14 protein-coding genes are annotated in these 15,241 nt (G+C 51.1%); 10 read left to right on the top strand and 4 right to left on the bottom strand.

Translation table 11 applies throughout. The features are described from left to right. Positions 1 to 3: 3 nt before the first annotated feature. From ruvA to aspS, 4 genes are read right to left on the bottom strand one after another with little or no spacing between them, the layout of a single operon-like run. The gene (ruvA, locus tag DW350_RS05920; protein WP_115717992.1) at positions 4 to 615 is read right to left on the bottom strand and encodes a Holliday junction branch migration protein RuvA; all 612 of its coding nucleotides are present in this window, start codon (positions 613 to 615) and stop codon (positions 4 to 6) included. 9 nt (positions 616 to 624) lie between these two features. Continuing rightward, the gene (ruvC, locus tag DW350_RS05915; RefSeq protein ID WP_115717991.1) at positions 625 to 1,152 is read right to left on the bottom strand and encodes a crossover junction endodeoxyribonuclease RuvC; all 528 of its coding nucleotides are present in this window, start codon (positions 1,150 to 1,152) and stop codon (positions 625 to 627) included. Then, a complete protein-coding gene (locus DW350_RS05910) occupies positions 1,149 to 1,532 on the bottom strand; it encodes a YebC/PmpR family DNA-binding transcriptional regulator (RefSeq protein ID WP_115717990.1) in 384 nt (127 codons plus the stop codon). The genes ruvC and DW350_RS05910 overlap by 4 nt, the downstream gene beginning before the upstream one ends. A 15-nt stretch (positions 1,533 to 1,547) precedes the next feature. Next, the gene (aspS, locus tag DW350_RS05905) at positions 1,548 to 3,317 is read right to left on the bottom strand and encodes an aspartate--tRNA ligase (protein WP_115717989.1); all 1,770 of its coding nucleotides are present in this window, start codon (positions 3,315 to 3,317) and stop codon (positions 1,548 to 1,550) included. A gap of 128 nt (positions 3,318 to 3,445) precedes the next feature. Here aspS and DW350_RS05900 point away from each other — a divergent pair, with 128 nt between their 5' ends. The 10 genes from DW350_RS05900 (at position 3,446) to DW350_RS05850 (ending at position 15,111) form a co-directional block, all read left to right on the top strand. Next, the gene (locus DW350_RS05900; protein WP_115717988.1) at positions 3,446 to 4,261 is read left to right on the top strand and encodes a DUF72 domain-containing protein; all 816 of its coding nucleotides are present in this window, start codon (positions 3,446 to 3,448) and stop codon (positions 4,259 to 4,261) included. Between the two features lie 59 nt (positions 4,262 to 4,320). After that, positions 4,321 to 5,046 carry a carboxy-S-adenosyl-L-methionine synthase CmoA gene (gene cmoA / locus DW350_RS05895; RefSeq protein ID WP_115717987.1) on the top strand — a complete coding sequence of 242 codons (726 nt, stop codon included), beginning with the start codon at positions 4,321 to 4,323 and terminating at the stop codon, positions 5,044 to 5,046. Between the two features lie 12 nt (positions 5,047 to 5,058). Next, positions 5,059 to 6,039, top strand: a complete 981-nt coding sequence (cmoB, locus tag DW350_RS05890) for a tRNA 5-methoxyuridine(34)/uridine 5-oxyacetic acid(34) synthase CmoB (protein WP_115717986.1) — start codon at positions 5,059 to 5,061, stop codon at positions 6,037 to 6,039. A gap of 115 nt (positions 6,040 to 6,154) precedes the next feature. Next, a complete protein-coding gene (locus DW350_RS05885) occupies positions 6,155 to 6,598 on the top strand; it encodes an ATP-dependent zinc protease family protein (protein ID WP_115717985.1) in 444 nt (147 codons plus the stop codon). A 322-nt stretch (positions 6,599 to 6,920) separates the two neighbouring features. Then, the gene (locus tag DW350_RS05880; RefSeq protein WP_115717984.1) at positions 6,921 to 7,181 is read left to right on the top strand and encodes a hypothetical protein; all 261 of its coding nucleotides are present in this window, start codon (positions 6,921 to 6,923) and stop codon (positions 7,179 to 7,181) included. Positions 7,182 to 7,338: 157 nt separating this feature from the next. Continuing rightward, complete coding sequence (locus DW350_RS05875) at positions 7,339 to 9,912, top strand: glycoside hydrolase family 3 C-terminal domain-containing protein (protein ID WP_192954826.1); 2,574 nt, start codon at positions 7,339 to 7,341, stop codon at positions 9,910 to 9,912. A 278-nt stretch (positions 9,913 to 10,190) separates the two neighbouring features. After that, a complete protein-coding gene (locus DW350_RS05870; RefSeq protein WP_115717982.1) occupies positions 10,191 to 10,445 on the top strand; it encodes a hypothetical protein in 255 nt (84 codons plus the stop codon). A 36-nt stretch (positions 10,446 to 10,481) separates the two neighbouring features. Beyond that, complete coding sequence (locus DW350_RS05865) at positions 10,482 to 13,175, top strand: beta-glucosidase (protein ID WP_115717981.1); 2,694 nt, start codon at positions 10,482 to 10,484, stop codon at positions 13,173 to 13,175. A 479-nt stretch (positions 13,176 to 13,654) separates the two neighbouring features. Beyond that, the gene (locus DW350_RS05855) at positions 13,655 to 14,566 is read left to right on the top strand and encodes a LysR family transcriptional regulator (protein WP_115717979.1); all 912 of its coding nucleotides are present in this window, start codon (positions 13,655 to 13,657) and stop codon (positions 14,564 to 14,566) included. Between the two features lie 146 nt (positions 14,567 to 14,712). After that, a complete protein-coding gene (locus DW350_RS05850; protein WP_152032941.1) occupies positions 14,713 to 15,111 on the top strand; it encodes a hypothetical protein in 399 nt (132 codons plus the stop codon). Positions 15,112 to 15,241: the final 130 nt, after the last annotated feature.

Raw genomic sequence — 15,241 nt, 5'->3', positions numbered from 1 at the left:
ATCTCAGAGCATGGCCTTGAGGGCATCGCGGATAATGGCTTCAGAATTCATACCGTCTTTGGCCACCTTTTTAACCACCGTTTCGGCCTGGTTGGGCTTATAGCCAAGGGCAACAAGTGCTGCCAAGGCATCTTCCCTGGGCGAACTGGCCGGCGCGGCGCTGTCGGCAAGGGGCGCCATATCCAGGGTTGGTGCCGAGGCGAGTTCGCCAAAGTCTTTGAGTTTGTCGCGCATTTCCACCAGCAAACGCTCGGCTGTTTTTTTGCCAACGCCGGGCAACTTCACCAGAGTCGACATGTCGTTATGGTGAACCGCTTGCACAAACTGGCCCACCGTCATGTTCGACAAAATCGCCAGCGCCAGTTTGGGGCCAACACCGTTGGCTTTAATTAGCTGGCGAAACAGCGCCCGCTCTTCTTTACTGACAAACCCAAACAATAAATGCGCGTCTTCACGCACAATCAGGTGAGTGTGCAGCACCGCCTTGGCACCGATTTCGCCAACGGCAAAACAAGACTGCATCGAGCATTGCACTTCATAGCCAACGCCGGCCACATCAATCAGGATCTCAGGGGGCTGCTTGGCGGCCACCAGTCCGGTTAGTCTTCCAATCATAATTATCCGTTATTTTCGTAAGCGGCCACGCACCAGCTTGTGCTTTTCCAAAGCCATCTTAGTCAGGCTGGTGCTGGTGTGTCCATGGCAGAGCGCGATAGCGAGGGCATCGGCGGCATCGGCCTGGGGCGTACCGGGCAGCTTCAGCATTTGCGCCACCATATGTGCCACCTGGCTTTTATCGGCGCCACCGGTACCCACCACCGCTTGTTTAACTTGCCGCGCCGAATATTCAGCAACCGGTAACCCGGCATTTACCCCGGCGACAATGGCCACGCCCCGAGCCTGGCCGAGCTTTAATGCGGAATCGGCATTGCGGGCCATAAAGACCTGTTCAATAGCCAGTTCGTCGGGTTGGAATTGGCGAATAATTTCACTGACGCCGTCAAACACCTGCTTGAGGCGGCCAGGCAGTTCATCACCGCTGATACGAATGCAACCGGAGCCAAGGTAGGCAAAGCGCACACCAACCTGGCGAACCAGGCCGTAGCCGGTAATGCGCGAACCCGGATCAATACCCAGAATGACCCGGCTCACAGCCGTTGTTCCACGAGGTTTTTGCTGATGCAGGCATTGGCGTACCGTTTCTGCACGCCATCTAAATCTTCAACAAGGTCAATCATGTCCATAAGGTCTTTCGCTTGGTCGAGAGCAAGTTCGGCTTTGGTGTCTGGCACCATGGTCACTTGTGCAGGACAAGCATCAAAACCTTGTTCGTCCAGTGCGTCTTTGACCGGGCCAAAGACACCAAGGCGGCTGCCAACCGCCGCCCGCAGGCGGAGGTTGGTGTCGATGTCACTGTGTTGGCGGGCCGCGGTAGCCATTTCACCAACAAGCGTGGTGAAAGCCTTGCCGCGTTTGCCATCTTGCGCCGCGCTCTGGTGCTTAATGTTGGCCTCTTTACTGTGGCCCGCCATGGCGCTCCTTTGCCGTTACTCTTCGACTTTTTTCACCACCAGCGACAGCTCTTCAAGAGCCTGCGGGTTAGCAAAGCTGGGGGCTTCGGTCAGCGGACAGGCAGCGGTGGTGGTTTTCGGGAACGCCATCACGTCGCGAATGGAGCTGGCACCGGTCATCAGCATCACCAGGCGGTCCAAACCAAAGGCAAGACCTGCGTGGATAGGGGCACCGTATTGCAGCGCTTCGAGCAAGAAGCCGAATTTTTCCTGGGCTTCTTCATCGCTAATACCCAGCAGTTTAAATACCGCTTGTTGCATGGTGTTGTCGTGGATACGCACTGAACCACCGCCCAATTCAACACCGTTTAGCACCATGTCGTAGGCGTTAGAAATGGTGGCAACCGGGTCACTGGCCAGTTGCTCTGGAGTGGCATCCAGTGGCGCGGTGAAGGGGTGATGCAGCGCATAGAGGCGGCCGTCATCTTCTTCGAACATCGGGAAATCCACCACCCACAGCGGTGCCCATTCCTCAGCGCGGGTAAGGCCTAAGTCTTCACCCAGTTTTAAACGCAGCGCGCCTAACGCATCGGTACAGACTTTGTAGCTGTCGCTACCGAACAGCAGAATATCGCCATCAGCCGCTTCGGTGCGGGCCAGCAGGCCTGCAACGGCTTTGTCGTCAAGGAATTTCAAAATCGGCGATTGCAGGCCTTCATTGCCTTTGGAAAGGTCGTTGACCTTCAGCCACGGCATGCCTTTGGCGCCGTAGACACCGATAAAGCTTTGGTAGTCATCGAGCTGCTTACGGGAAAGCGAAGCACCACCCGGCACCTTAATCACCGCCACCCGGCCTTTGGGATCGTTAGCAGGGCCATTAAAGACCTTGAATTCCACATGGGCCAGCAAGTCAGCCACATCTTGAATTTCAAGCGGGTTACGAAGGTCTGGCTTGTCAGAGCCAAAACGGGTCATCGCTTCTTGGTAAGTCATGGTGGGGAAAGCATCAAACTCAACGCCCAGCATCTCTTTAAAGAGGCTGGTGACCAGGCCTTCGGTCATCTCCCGCACTTGCGGCGCGGTTAAGAACGAGGTTTCGATATCAATCTGGGTGAATTCCGGCTGACGGTCAGCCCGTAAGTCTTCATCGCGGAAGCACTTCACAATTTGGTAGTAGCGGTCCATACCGGCCACCATCAATAGCTGTTTAAACAGCTGTGGCGATTGTGGCAGCGCAAAGAACTTGCCTTTGTGGGTGCGGCTTGGCACTAAATAGTCGCGGGCCCCTTCCGGCGTGGCTTTGGTTAAAATCGGCGTTTCGATATCTAAAAAGCCATGCTCTTCCAGATAGCGGCGCACAAAACCGGTAACCTTGGCGCGGAAAATCAAACGCTCGGTCATCTCCGGGCGGCGCAGATCAAGGTAACGGTACTTCAGCCGCGACTCTTCGCTGTTCTTTTGATAGTCGTCCAGCGCGATGGGCAGCGGTTTGGCTTTGTTGATAATGGTGAGCTTTTTGCCCAGCACTTCTACCGCGCCGGTCGCCATGTCTTTGTTGATTTGCGACTCGGGGCGGGCACGTACCACGCCTTCGATTTGCACACAAAATTCCGCGCGCAGGCTATTGGCGGTATCAAAAATGTCTTCCAGATCCGGGTCAAAAACCACCTGAACCAGACCTTCACGGTCACGGAGCTGAACGAAGATCACACCGCCCAGATCGCGGCGGCGGTGAACCCAGCCTACCAGTTGAACATTGTGGCCGACGTGTGCTTCGCGGATCTGTCCGCAATAGATGCTGCGCATGAAACTTAAAGTCCTTTGACGAAGAAGAGTGGCTTGATGGCCTTAATGACCGCCGATTATAACGACCAGGGCTTGGGGGATTCAATTGACTCGCTATAATGGCCGCCATGCTGTATCTCGGATGCCCTATGTGGTCTCACCCCGGTTGGAAACATTTATTGTATCCACCGGGCACGCCCCAAAACCAACACCTGGCCCATTATGCCCGGGTGTTCAGTGCTATTGAGGGTAATACTACCTTTTATGCGCTGCCCAGCGAAGACACTGTTTTGCGTTGGGCAGACAGCGTGCCCGAACACTTTCGCTTTACCTTTAAATTCCCACAAACCATCAGCCACCATAAAGCGTTGGTCGGCGCTGAAAAAGAGCTCGATACCTTTTTAACCAGGCTAAGGCCTCTGTTTTCCCGCACCAGCCATTTTCTGCTGCAGCTACCGGCGCAATTTGGCCCAGAGCAGGCGGGCGCTTTGGTGCAGTTTGTAGAGGCGCTGCCGGCGGAGCTGCCGCTGGCGATAGAGGTGCGCCACCGCAGCTTTTTTGAAAAGGGCGACAGCGAAAAAGCCTTCAACCGATTTTTAATGGATAAGGGTATCGACCGCATCATTATGGACAGTCGGCCAGTGTTTTCTCTACCCGCTAGCGATGCCGTGCTGATTGATGCCCAGCAAAAAAAGCCCAAGCTGCCGGTACACGCCATTGCCACCGGCCAAAAACCGGTGGTGCGCTTTATTGGCTTACCCGACGCTGGCCGCAACAGTGCGTTTTTAGCGCCCTGGGTAGATAAAGTGGCCACTTGGCTTAAACAAGGTAAAAGCCCGAGCTTTTTTGTTCACACCGCCGACAACGACCAGGCGCCGCAGCTGGCACGCTGGTTTTATGAACAAGTGGCAAAGCGCCACCCCTTGCCAGCGTTACCGCCCTTTGCACAGGCCTCACTGTTTTAAAGGCTGCGAGCAGCCTTAAAGGGTGGCAAAATAGCGCCCGTTTTTTAGCGAGGTGGTGTATGTCTGAAGATCGTATCTATTCCAAACCCCAAGGCGCTGTGAAAGATTTTGCCTTTGACGAGCAAGTAGCCGACGTTTTTAACGATATGATCAACCGCTCGGTGCCGGGCTACACCACCATTTTGCACACCTTGGAAAAGCTGGCACCGCGCTTTGCTAAATCCGGCAGCCGCATTTATGACCTGGGTTGTTCCTTAGGGGCCGCCAGCCTTGCCATAAAACGCAGCGTGGATGTTGAAGGCGTTGAGCTGATTGCCGTTGATAGCTCGGAAGCGATGATAACCCGCGCAACCCGGCAACTTGCCGCCTATAAAGGCAAGGTTGAGGTTGCCCTTAAGCAGGCCGACATTCGCGATATCGATATTGATAACGCATCGATGGTGGTCCTTAACTTCACCCTGCAGTTTTTACCCCCGCAAGAGCGTGAAGCCCTTATCAACAAAATTTACGCTGGCCTTCGCCCCGGCGGCCTGCTGCTGCTATCAGAAAAGCTGGTCTTTGAAGACAGTGCCATTAACGATTTATTGTGCGAGCTGCATTGGGACTTTAAACGTGACAACGGTTACTCCGAGCTGGAAATCGCCCAAAAACGTACTGCCATTGAAAACGTGATGCGCCCCGACAGCCCACAAAAACACCTGGCCCGGTTAAGCGCTGCCGGCTTTAGCCACAGTCAGTTTTGGTATCAGTGCTACAACTTCGCCTCTTTGGTTGCCATTAAATAACAAGGCCCGACAATGAACTGGTTTCAGCGTTTTTATGCCGACATTGCCCAAAGCCAACTCAGCCATTGGCTGGAAGTGCTGCCAAAGCAGCTGCGAGAGTGGGAAGAACAAAGCCGCCATAGCGAGTTTCGCCACTGGCAACGCATTCTTAGCCAGCTGCCCGAAATAAACACCCAGCAGCTGGATTTAAAAAACAGTGTCAGCATCGGTGCTAGCGGCGAAGTAGACTATGGCACCCAAAAAGCCATTGAGGGCTTGCTGCAAAAGTTTCATCCCTGGCGCAAAGGCCCCTACTTTGTGCACGGTGTGCACCTTGACACCGAATGGCGTTCCGACTGGAAATGGCAGCGGCTGCTACCGCACATTTCCCCTTTGAAAAACCGCTTTGTGCTTGATGTTGGCTGCGGCAGTGGCTACCACATGTGGCGCATGCTGGGTGAAGATGCCTGGCGAGTGGTGGGCATTGACCCCTCAGAGCTGTTTCTTATTCAGTTCCAGGCCATCAAACACTTTGTAAAAGGTGGCCGCGAAAATTTGCCCATCGACTTATTACCGCTGGGTATCGAGCAGCTCCCCGCACTCAACGCCTTTGATACGGTGTTTTCGATGGGCGTGCTCTACCACCGTAAAAGCCCCATCGAGCATTTGGAACAGCTTCGTAACCAGTTAAAAACCGGCGGCGAGCTGGTACTGGAAACCTTGGTCATTGATGGTGACCAAAATGCGGTGCTGGTGCCCCAAGACCGTTACGCGCAGATGCGTAATGTCTGGTTCCTGCCCTCAGCCGAAGCGCTGAAACTGTGGGTCAGCCGCTGCGGCTTTAAAGACATCAAGGTGGTAGACATTGACACCACCAGCACGGATGAGCAGCGCACTACCGCCTGGATGCGCAATGATTCTTTGGCCGACTTTTTAGACCCCAAAGACCCCACCAAAACCGTTGAAGGTTATCCGGCGCCCAAAAGAGCGGTACTCATTGCCACGGCCGGCTAAACCGCATTATCAGCTAATCGTAAACAAGCGCAATTTAGCCGCTAAAATAACGGCTACGGGCACGGCTGCCCTTGCAACAATAACCAACACCTCGATGTAGAGGCGGGAGAATAAAATGGCAGAGCAGCACGAGAAATTACTGGTAGGGGCGTTAGAGTCGGTGCGCCTGCACCCGTCAGATGCGGTGCTCACCGCCCGCATCGATACCGGCGCAACCTCGGCCTCTTTAGATGCCAGAGACATTGAAAGCTTCGAAGTCGATGGCTGTGACTGGGTGCGTTTTAATATTCCTACCGACGATAAAGGCCAAGGCTTTATGGCGGTAGAGCGAAAAGTGCTGCGTTGGGTGCGCATTATTCAATCAACATCAGAACAAGGTGAACGCCGGCCGGTGGTTGAATTTGAATTTGATATTGGCCCACTTACGCAAAAAGCTGAATTTAACCTTTCTGATCGCTCACATTTAGGCTTTCCGGTTCTCATTGGCCGAAACATCCTAGAAAACGTGATGGTGGTCGATGTCAGCAAAGAATATAGCTTAAAACTAGGCAGCCATTAAGCATGGGTTTGCTTATGGGCCAGATTAAGGTTTAGGTAAATGTGTATTGCGATTTATTAATTAAATAAAAACTGACAAACCGTTATTTATCAACAAAGGACGCCTTTAAAAAGCGTCTTTTTTTGTAGCTGTTCGAATTTAAAGGCCTCCAACGCAGTAAGGCATATTGCAAAAACTCCATTTGAATATTAGCAATAAACAAACCAAAAAAATTAACACCTTGATTTGTTCTACTCAAAATTCTCCACATAGATAACCTTTTTTTGAAACATATAAATCAATATGCAGCATCGCAGTTTCACTCATTACAAAGGAGCTATGTGTGAATGTATTAAAAACAACCACCACCCTCGGCTTACTGTGCTTTTCATTATCAACACTGTCTTATGCACAGAGTAGCCAAGATGATCTGCACAGTGCTAAGGAACGCGACAAAGTTGCACAACAGCAAGCAAGCGTCCTTCGCACCAGTGACTACGTTTCTAACGAAAAAGGTCCAAGAAAAACACTGCTGCAAGCACCAGTAAACAAAAAAGACGCCCTGCCGGAACCTAAAGACACAAAAAACAAAAACGACAACTAACCTCGTTAATTACAGGACTGTGATCATGAAACCTGACAAGGCAATCTTGGCAGGGGGCTTGTTTTTTGCCCTTTTGCCATCATTAACTTTTGCTGCGGGAAATACTCAGAATAATTCCCAATACGTGGAAAAACGCGTATCCAATATTTTGGATAATATGACCGAAGCAGAAAAAATCGCTTATATCCATGCTGGCAGTGGCTATTTATTACCGCCCTTTGACCGGTTTGATCTGCCCGGTACTAACTCTGTGGATTCATCCATGGGGATCCGAGTTAAGGCAACAAAAGCACTTTACGGTGCCAGCTACCCCTCGCAGACAGCTTTGGCTGCCACTTGGAACTACGCCTTAGCCCAAGAAGAAGGCTTGGCTTTAGGGTATGAAACCCGAATGTCAGGCGCCGAACACCAGTTGTCACCCGTTGTAAACTTGTATCGCACCCCGCTTGGGGGGCGTAATGCAGAAAGCATCTGCGGTGAAGACCCATTCCTTTGTGCGGTTATGGCACCAGCTTTGACCAACGGCATTCAAGCCCAAGGCGTAACCTCTACCGCCAAACATTGGCTGGCCAACGAGCAAGAAGCCAACCGCTACAACCTTGACGTAGAAATGGCGGCAAGACCCATGCGTGAGCTCTACATGCCGCCGTTTGAATCCCTGGTTAAAAACGCCAACATTGCCGCCGTTATGTGTGGTTTTAACTACATCAATGGCGTGCAAGCCTGCTCTAACCATTTCTTGATAACGGATGTGCTCAAGGGAGAATGGGGTTTTCACGGCATGGTGAGCTCCGACTTCAACTCTATTGTGAATACCTATGATGCCGCCCAGGCCGGTACCGACATGGACCAGCCTTCCGGCTATTACTTCACCGTAAACAAGCTCACCCCTTATTTGGAAGATGGCACCTTAAGTCAGGACGTTATCGACAATAAAGTGCGCCGCAATTTGCGCACCTTGGTGCGCTTTGGCTTTGATAAAAACGTTTATGATGCCCAAACCCTGACCGAACCAGAACACGGTGAACAAGCGTCAATTGACGTAGCCCGTCAAGGGATAGTACTACTGAAGAACAAAGGCGCCAGCGGCGGCGACGGTGGTCTGTTGCCACTGAGTAAAAGTGCCAAAATTGCCGTGATTGGCCGTATGGCAGATTTGCCTCCCGGTTCGCCTTTCGGTACGCCCTACTCGGTTCCAACATCCGGTTATGTTACAGAACTTGCTGGCCTTCAGAGCCTTAACAACAGCACCAGTAACATTACCTATATTTCATCCATGTCGCCGGTGCCGAAAACGGCTGTCTGGTATCAACCAGACTGTACCGCCAGTTCAGATAGCTGCGAGACCGGTATAAAAGCCGAGTATTACGACAACACAGACTTGTCCGGCGACCCTGAATTAACCCGCACCGAAGCTGGGATCAACTTTGACTGGACCGAGATGACCGATGTCACTGCCGATGGCACCCGTGACATTACCGATGTCACTCCCACCATTGGTTCTTTTGGTGCCCGCTTTACCGGTAAATTTAAGCCGACGATATCTGGCCGACAGGTCTTTAAAGTTCGGGCAGATGGTCCCTTTAAACTTTGGATAGACGGCGAGTTAGTTGCACAAAGTGACGGTACTCCCAAGGCAACTGACTTGGTGGTTACCATCGAAAAATCGATTAAAACCAAAAAACTTACCGCCGGTAAACTGTACAGCTTTAAGCTGGAATACAGTCGCTTACGTGCCTTTAGCGCCAAGTACGGCAGCATTTGTGGTGTTCAACTTAGCTGGGCGTCTTTGGAGCCACCTACTGACCTGAGCGATTACGATGCCGTGGTGGCCGTTGTCGGGCGTGACTTTGAAACCGACGGTGAAACCCTCGACCACAACTTCACCTTGCCGGAAGCCCAAGGCTACATGCTCAAGGAAGTGACCAAAGCCAATAGCAACACCGTTGTGGTAATGCACGGAGGTGGCGCCATGTTGATGCTGCCTTGGGCCAACAATGCCGGGGCGATTTTGCATGCTTGGTATAGCGGCCAGTTTGGCGGCCAGGCGCTGGCAGAAATTTTATACGGCGATGTTAACCCCTCAGGTAAATTGCCTATCACCTTAGATAAGTGGCTGAAATATAACCCCAGCTACGCGTCTTACTCGGATCCGGACGATTACCTGGGTGATGATGCCAAAACCACCATGACCTATAGCGAAGGCTTAAACATGGGCTACCGCGGTTATGAGAGCAGCACCCATAAGCCGTTGTACCCATTTGGCTTCGGTTTGAGCTACACCAGCTTTAGTTTCAGTAACCTCAAACTATCTAGCAGTGATGTCACACAAGACGGCACCATTAACGCCACTGTTACCGTTACCAATAGCGGTGGCCGGGCTGGCTATGAAACGGCCGAGCTTTATGTGCAGCCGGTTAACCCGTCGGTTGATCGCCCTGACCATGAGTTAAAAGGCTTTGCCAAGGTGTATCTGGAAGCAGGTGAAAGCAAAACTGTCACCATTCCGCTTAACGCCCGTTCTTTCTCTTATTACGTGCAGAGCGATAACACCTGGAAAGTACCGGCTGGCAGTGAGTTCAATGTTCTGGTTGGCGACAGCTCCGACAACTTACCCCTTAGCCAAGCGGTAACGGCGCCAGACGCCATCAGTGTCGGGACCTATTATTCCAATCCCCTACCTTACCCACTGCAGCAAGCAGTGCAGGTCAGTGCTGATGAAGCTTATTAAATAACCAAAGGCGGGCCTAGGCTCGCCTTTTTTTATTTAAAAGCAACGTGCCTAGATTTACACATTTCATGCACAAAGCTGTACAAAGTTTTTCAGCATTGACAATGGCATTTATCTACAAATTGAGATTTTAAATAGAGCTTATTTATTTTTAATTTAAAAAAATAAAGCAAATAAAAATATTAATTTTTCATTCATCAAAGATATGTAAAAACAGATTTGCCTAATAAATTTACCAATAGGCAATTTTAAATTAACTTTTTTTCAGGAGCCTTGTTATGAATAAAAAAGCACCGTTGTATGCTTTGAGCATACTTTTTTCATTCATCACCACAAATGCCTTGGCCGATACCGACCAACACCATCAAGGCGTAAAAGCTCACCAAAAACTGGAAAAACAAAAAGAAAGTCTTACTCACGCTAAAGATTATAAAGAAAAGAGCAGCACGAAAAATCATCAGCTATTCGACTATTCCGTCAAAAAAGATGATGCAAAAACGGACACTACGTCTGCGGATAAAAGCCACGACTAACCCCCAGCGTTCGTTTTTTTATACAGGGAATTTCTTATGCGACATTTCAAGAAAAAGCTGCTTGCCAGCATGCTGCTTGTTAGCTTACCAGCTAGCGTTTATGCAAATTATTACAGTGGTAAAACTTGGTCCCAAGTTGAAGCCAGAGTCAGTGCTATTTTGGACAATATGAGCGAATCGCAAAAGATCGCTTTTATTCGCGTTGATGATGGCCACATGATCCCAGAATCAGACGCCTTTGGCATTCCTGGCACCATCGCTTATGACTCTTCCATGGCGGTGCATGTCGATGGCACTAACTTTGGTGCAGGTTACCCGTCACAAAGTGCCCTTGCGGCCACTTGGAACATTAACCGTGCCAAAGAAGTCGGCCAGGCTCTGGGTTATGAAACCCGTATCGCCGGTGGCGAACAGATGCTGTCACCGGTGGTGAACGTCTATCGCACCCCTTTTAATGGCCGGGCGGCAGAATCAATTTGTGGTGAAGACCCTTATCTTTGCTCAGTAATGGCCCCCTCTATTACCAACGGCATTCAAAGCGAAGGGGTGATGGCTGGCGCCAAGCACCTTATCGCTAACGAACAGGAAGCCAATCGCCATAACTTGGATGTGGAAGTATCAGAGCGCACCCTGCGCGAACTTTATCTGGTTCCTTTCGAATCACTGGTAAAAAATGCTGACATTGCGTCAATTATGTGTGGCTTTAACAAGGTCAATGGTTATTACGCTTGTGAAAACCACCACATCATCACCGATATTTTAAAAGGTGAATGGGGCTATCAAGGTTTTGTGGTCTCTGACTTCAACTCTATCCAAGACCCCTTCCAAGGCGCCTGGGCCGGTACTGACCTTGATATGCCGTCGGGCCTGCAATTTACCGAAAGTAACCTTGACCCACTGCTCGCCAGCGGCGCCATTACCCAGAACGTCATTGACGACAAAGTAAAACGTAACCTGCGGGCCGCCGTACGCTACGGCGTTGATCAAGAAGGCTATAGCGCGCAAACGCTCACCCACCCGGAATATGGCTTAAAAGCCTCACTGGATACCGCCCGTGAAGGCATCGTACTGCTCAAAAACAATGGCGTATTGCCGCTGAGCAAAAGTGCGAAAATCGCTGTTATTGGTGACATGGCAGACCATGCTCCAAGCTCCCCCTTGGGAACCCCTTATTCAGTCGCCGATTCAGACTACATCACCGAGGTAAGTGGCCTTAAACAGCTTAATAACAGCGAAGGTAATGTCACCTTTATCTCCAGCATGTCATTGACCCCAAAAACCAGCCAGTGGTACCAACCTGACTGCACCGACGGTGATGCCTGTGCGAGCGGCCTGGAAGCAGAATACTTTGCCAATACCGACTTGTCTGGCGACCCGGAACTGGAGCGCACCGAGCAAGGGGTGAACTTTAGTTGGACCGATCTCACCAACGACACTGAAAACAACTCCCGCAGTATCAGTGACTTCACCCCCACTGTTGGCGCTTTCTCTGCTCGCTTTACCGGTAAGTTCAAGCCTACCGTTACCGGTAAACAGGTCTTTAAGGTACGTGCCGACGGCCCCTTCAAGCTGTGGGTTGACGGCGAGTTGGTGATGCAAAGCGATGGTGAACCCTTAGCGTCAGACTTACCTGATGCCGTGGTTAAAAGTGTGGCTACCAAGCGCCTGAAAGCGGGCCAGCTTTATGACGTCAAATTAGAGTACAGCCGCGACCAAACCTTCCTAGGCACCCTGGGCGGCCTTGAAGGCTTGCAAATGAGTTGGGCGGCGCTAACACCACCGAAGTCTTTGGCTAATTATGATGCGGTTGTAGCTGTGGTAGGTCGCAATTACGAAAACGAAGGGGAAAGTATTGACCCAGAGTTTGATATTCCCGACCAGCAAAAAATCATGCTTAAAAAGCTCACCAAGCTGAACCCCAATACGGTAGTGGTCATGCACGCCGGTGGCGGCATGAATATGGAGCCGTGGAACGATAACGCTGGCGCGATTTTGCACGCGTGGTATTCCGGGCAATTAGGTGGCCAGGCCCTGGCAGAAATTATTTATGGTGATGTAAACCCATCAGGCAAGCTGCCTATCACCCTAGATAAGAAGGTGAAATACAACCCAAGCTACGCCTCTTACTCTGACCCGGCAGACTACGTGGGCGACGACGCTAAAACCACCATGACCTACTCTGAAGGTATCTACAGTGGCTACCGCGGTTATGACAAATCAGGCCGTAAGCCGCTCTACCCCTTCGGTTTTGGTTTGTCTTACACCACTTTCGCCTTTAGCAACCTGTCTTTGGACAGCAGCAACGTCACCGCCAATGGCACCATTAATGCCACCTTCACGGTAACCAACACCGGTGGCCGCGACGGTTATGAAGTCGCCCAGCTTTATGTGAAGCCGTTAAATGCCAGCATTGATGAGCCAGAGCATGAGCTAAAAGGCTTCTCAAAAATTTACCTCAAAGCCGGTGAAAGCAAGCAGGTAACCTTGCCGCTTGATGCACGTTCTTTTGCTTACTACAAACAAAGCACTGACAGCTGGCAAGTTGACGCCGGTGAGCAGTTTGTAGTGCAAGTGGGTGACAGTTCAGACAACCTGCCACTTACCAGCACCGTTGCTGCCGATAGCGACATTACCGAAACCACGGCGGCCTCGAACCCGCTACCGGGACCGGTACAAGAAGCCGTACAAGTGGACCGTTCCACCGCCCTTGGTGATTGGAATCAAGATTAACCACTACGGTTAGTAAAAAGAGCAGCCTTGGCTGCTCTTTTTTTATACCAAAAAGCAATGCTCCGGCCGCATCAAGCCGGTGTCTTGGCTCTCTTTGCGCTACCTCTTGTTGGTAAAACGTCGCTGCCAGCACAATTTAAGGCGGCAACGGCGCTGTACAAAAATCAGGCGGTCGGCAGTAGCGCTAATCCAAGCGCCATACCAAGACTGGCTAACGGGTAAAAAAGTCAGGGCAACAGCTTGATAACACAGCCAGATAAAAAAATACCCCGTGGGAAATCCCCACGGGGTTTTGGCTTCACAGGATGATTGATAAACAAACATGCTTTTGAGGAATGGCGGCTTTGCAGCTCACCATTGGCAGCAATATGCCATAGCAAAACCAAAAAGAAAACGTTTTCGTGAAAAAAGTAGCGGCAAAAGGGGCTTTTTATCAGTAACCTTTCGATTAGCTGCTTCTAACGGAATGAAGGCAATTTATGTACAGGCCCAAAAGCACCCTCGAACAATGGCGAATGCTACAAGCAGTTGTCGATAATGGCGGCTACGCCCAGGCAGCGGCAGCGCTAAATAAAAGCCAGTCGTCACTCAACCATGCGGTGTCAAAACTGCAAGACCAACTGGGAGTGCAACTGTTAGAGGTCAGAGGCAGAAAGGCCTTCTTAACGCCTACCGGTGAAGTGTTGCTACGCCGCTCTCGGGTACTCACAGATACCGTTGAAACCTTAGAGAGTTTGGCCAAAAACATTGAATGTGGCTGGGAGCCAGAGATCCGGCTTTCGGTTGAATCGGTGTATCCCAATAGCTTATTAATGCAGCTACTGGAACGTTTTCAGCCGCAAAGTCGCGGCTCACGGTTACAGATCTACAACTCGGTGATCACCGGCTCGGAAGAATTGATACTCAACGGCCAGGTGGACCTTGCTATCACCAGCATTATTCCTCGCGGCTTTATGGGCCTGGCCTTAACCACCGTCGATATGGTGCCGGTGGTCCATCACAGCCACCACTTAGCAACGCGTAAAAAAGCCATTAATGCCGATGAGCTGGCGCAAGAGTTGCAGTTGGTGATCCGCGATACCGCCAACAAACCCAAGGAAGTATCAGGTTGGCTTAAAGCCGAAAACCGCTGGACCTTTGGCCATTTTTTTGATGCCCTGCAGGTGCTGGAACAAGGCATGGGCTTTATGTGGATCCCCTGTCACTGGGTGGATGACAAGCTCGCCTCGGGCCAATTAGTCCAGTTGGATATAAAAGATGGTGGCAGTCGCGCAGCGGTACTTAACCTGGTTATTCCCGACCCCGATCAGATAGGACCAGGTACCCGGCTGTTAGCCGATACCATAAAGACACTGCATGGTTTACCCGTGGAAGAAGATGAAAATAACTAGCTGATGGTGAAAATACCGAGTCAATTACTTTAATTAACAATCAAGTGACTTGTCAGGCCTTACACTGTTAGCCAGAATTGTCGCCATGCATGGAAGCAAACATAGAATCAATGCCGAAAAAATACAGCCTTCATCGCGCTAAACCCATGAGCGTAAAAACATTGCTGGTAGCCGTAGCCATTACCCTGCTGTCGCTGGCTTTGCCGCTTTTTGACCTGCCAGACTGGTTGCCACTGTTAGGTGCCGCTTGCTCGGCAGCGCTGGTGTATTGGGTACTGAATAATCCTGCTGAAGAGTTCTTAATCATCCAAAAAGGCCAGCTGCTGTTTCGCTCCATTCGTACCCGCCGCTGTGAACGCTTACCGTTAACTGTTGTTAAAAACGTCGAGCCCTTGGCAAAACACCGCTCAGAACTGCGGGTTGAATGCCGTGACGGTAGCGAACGCACATTTCAGGCTTATTACGCCGAACCCAGCGAAGACGATTTGCAGCAGTTACAGCAATTTGTGCAAGCCTATCTGGCTCCTGGCACCTTAGCCAAATAACGGCGCTGTTGCACCCACGCCAGCTTTGTTAGCTGCGGTATCTTGCTACCCCAAACCCACCTTTCTACCCGCCCCACGCCTACCGCCGTTCCCACTTTTACGACTCGTTTAGCCTTATTGGCAACTGGCC

This window comes from Gallaecimonas mangrovi, from assembly GCF_003367375.1.
Lineage (GTDB): Bacteria > Pseudomonadota > Gammaproteobacteria > Enterobacterales > Gallaecimonadaceae > Gallaecimonas > Gallaecimonas mangrovi.
This window is presented reverse-complemented; position numbering and strand designations above follow the sequence as displayed.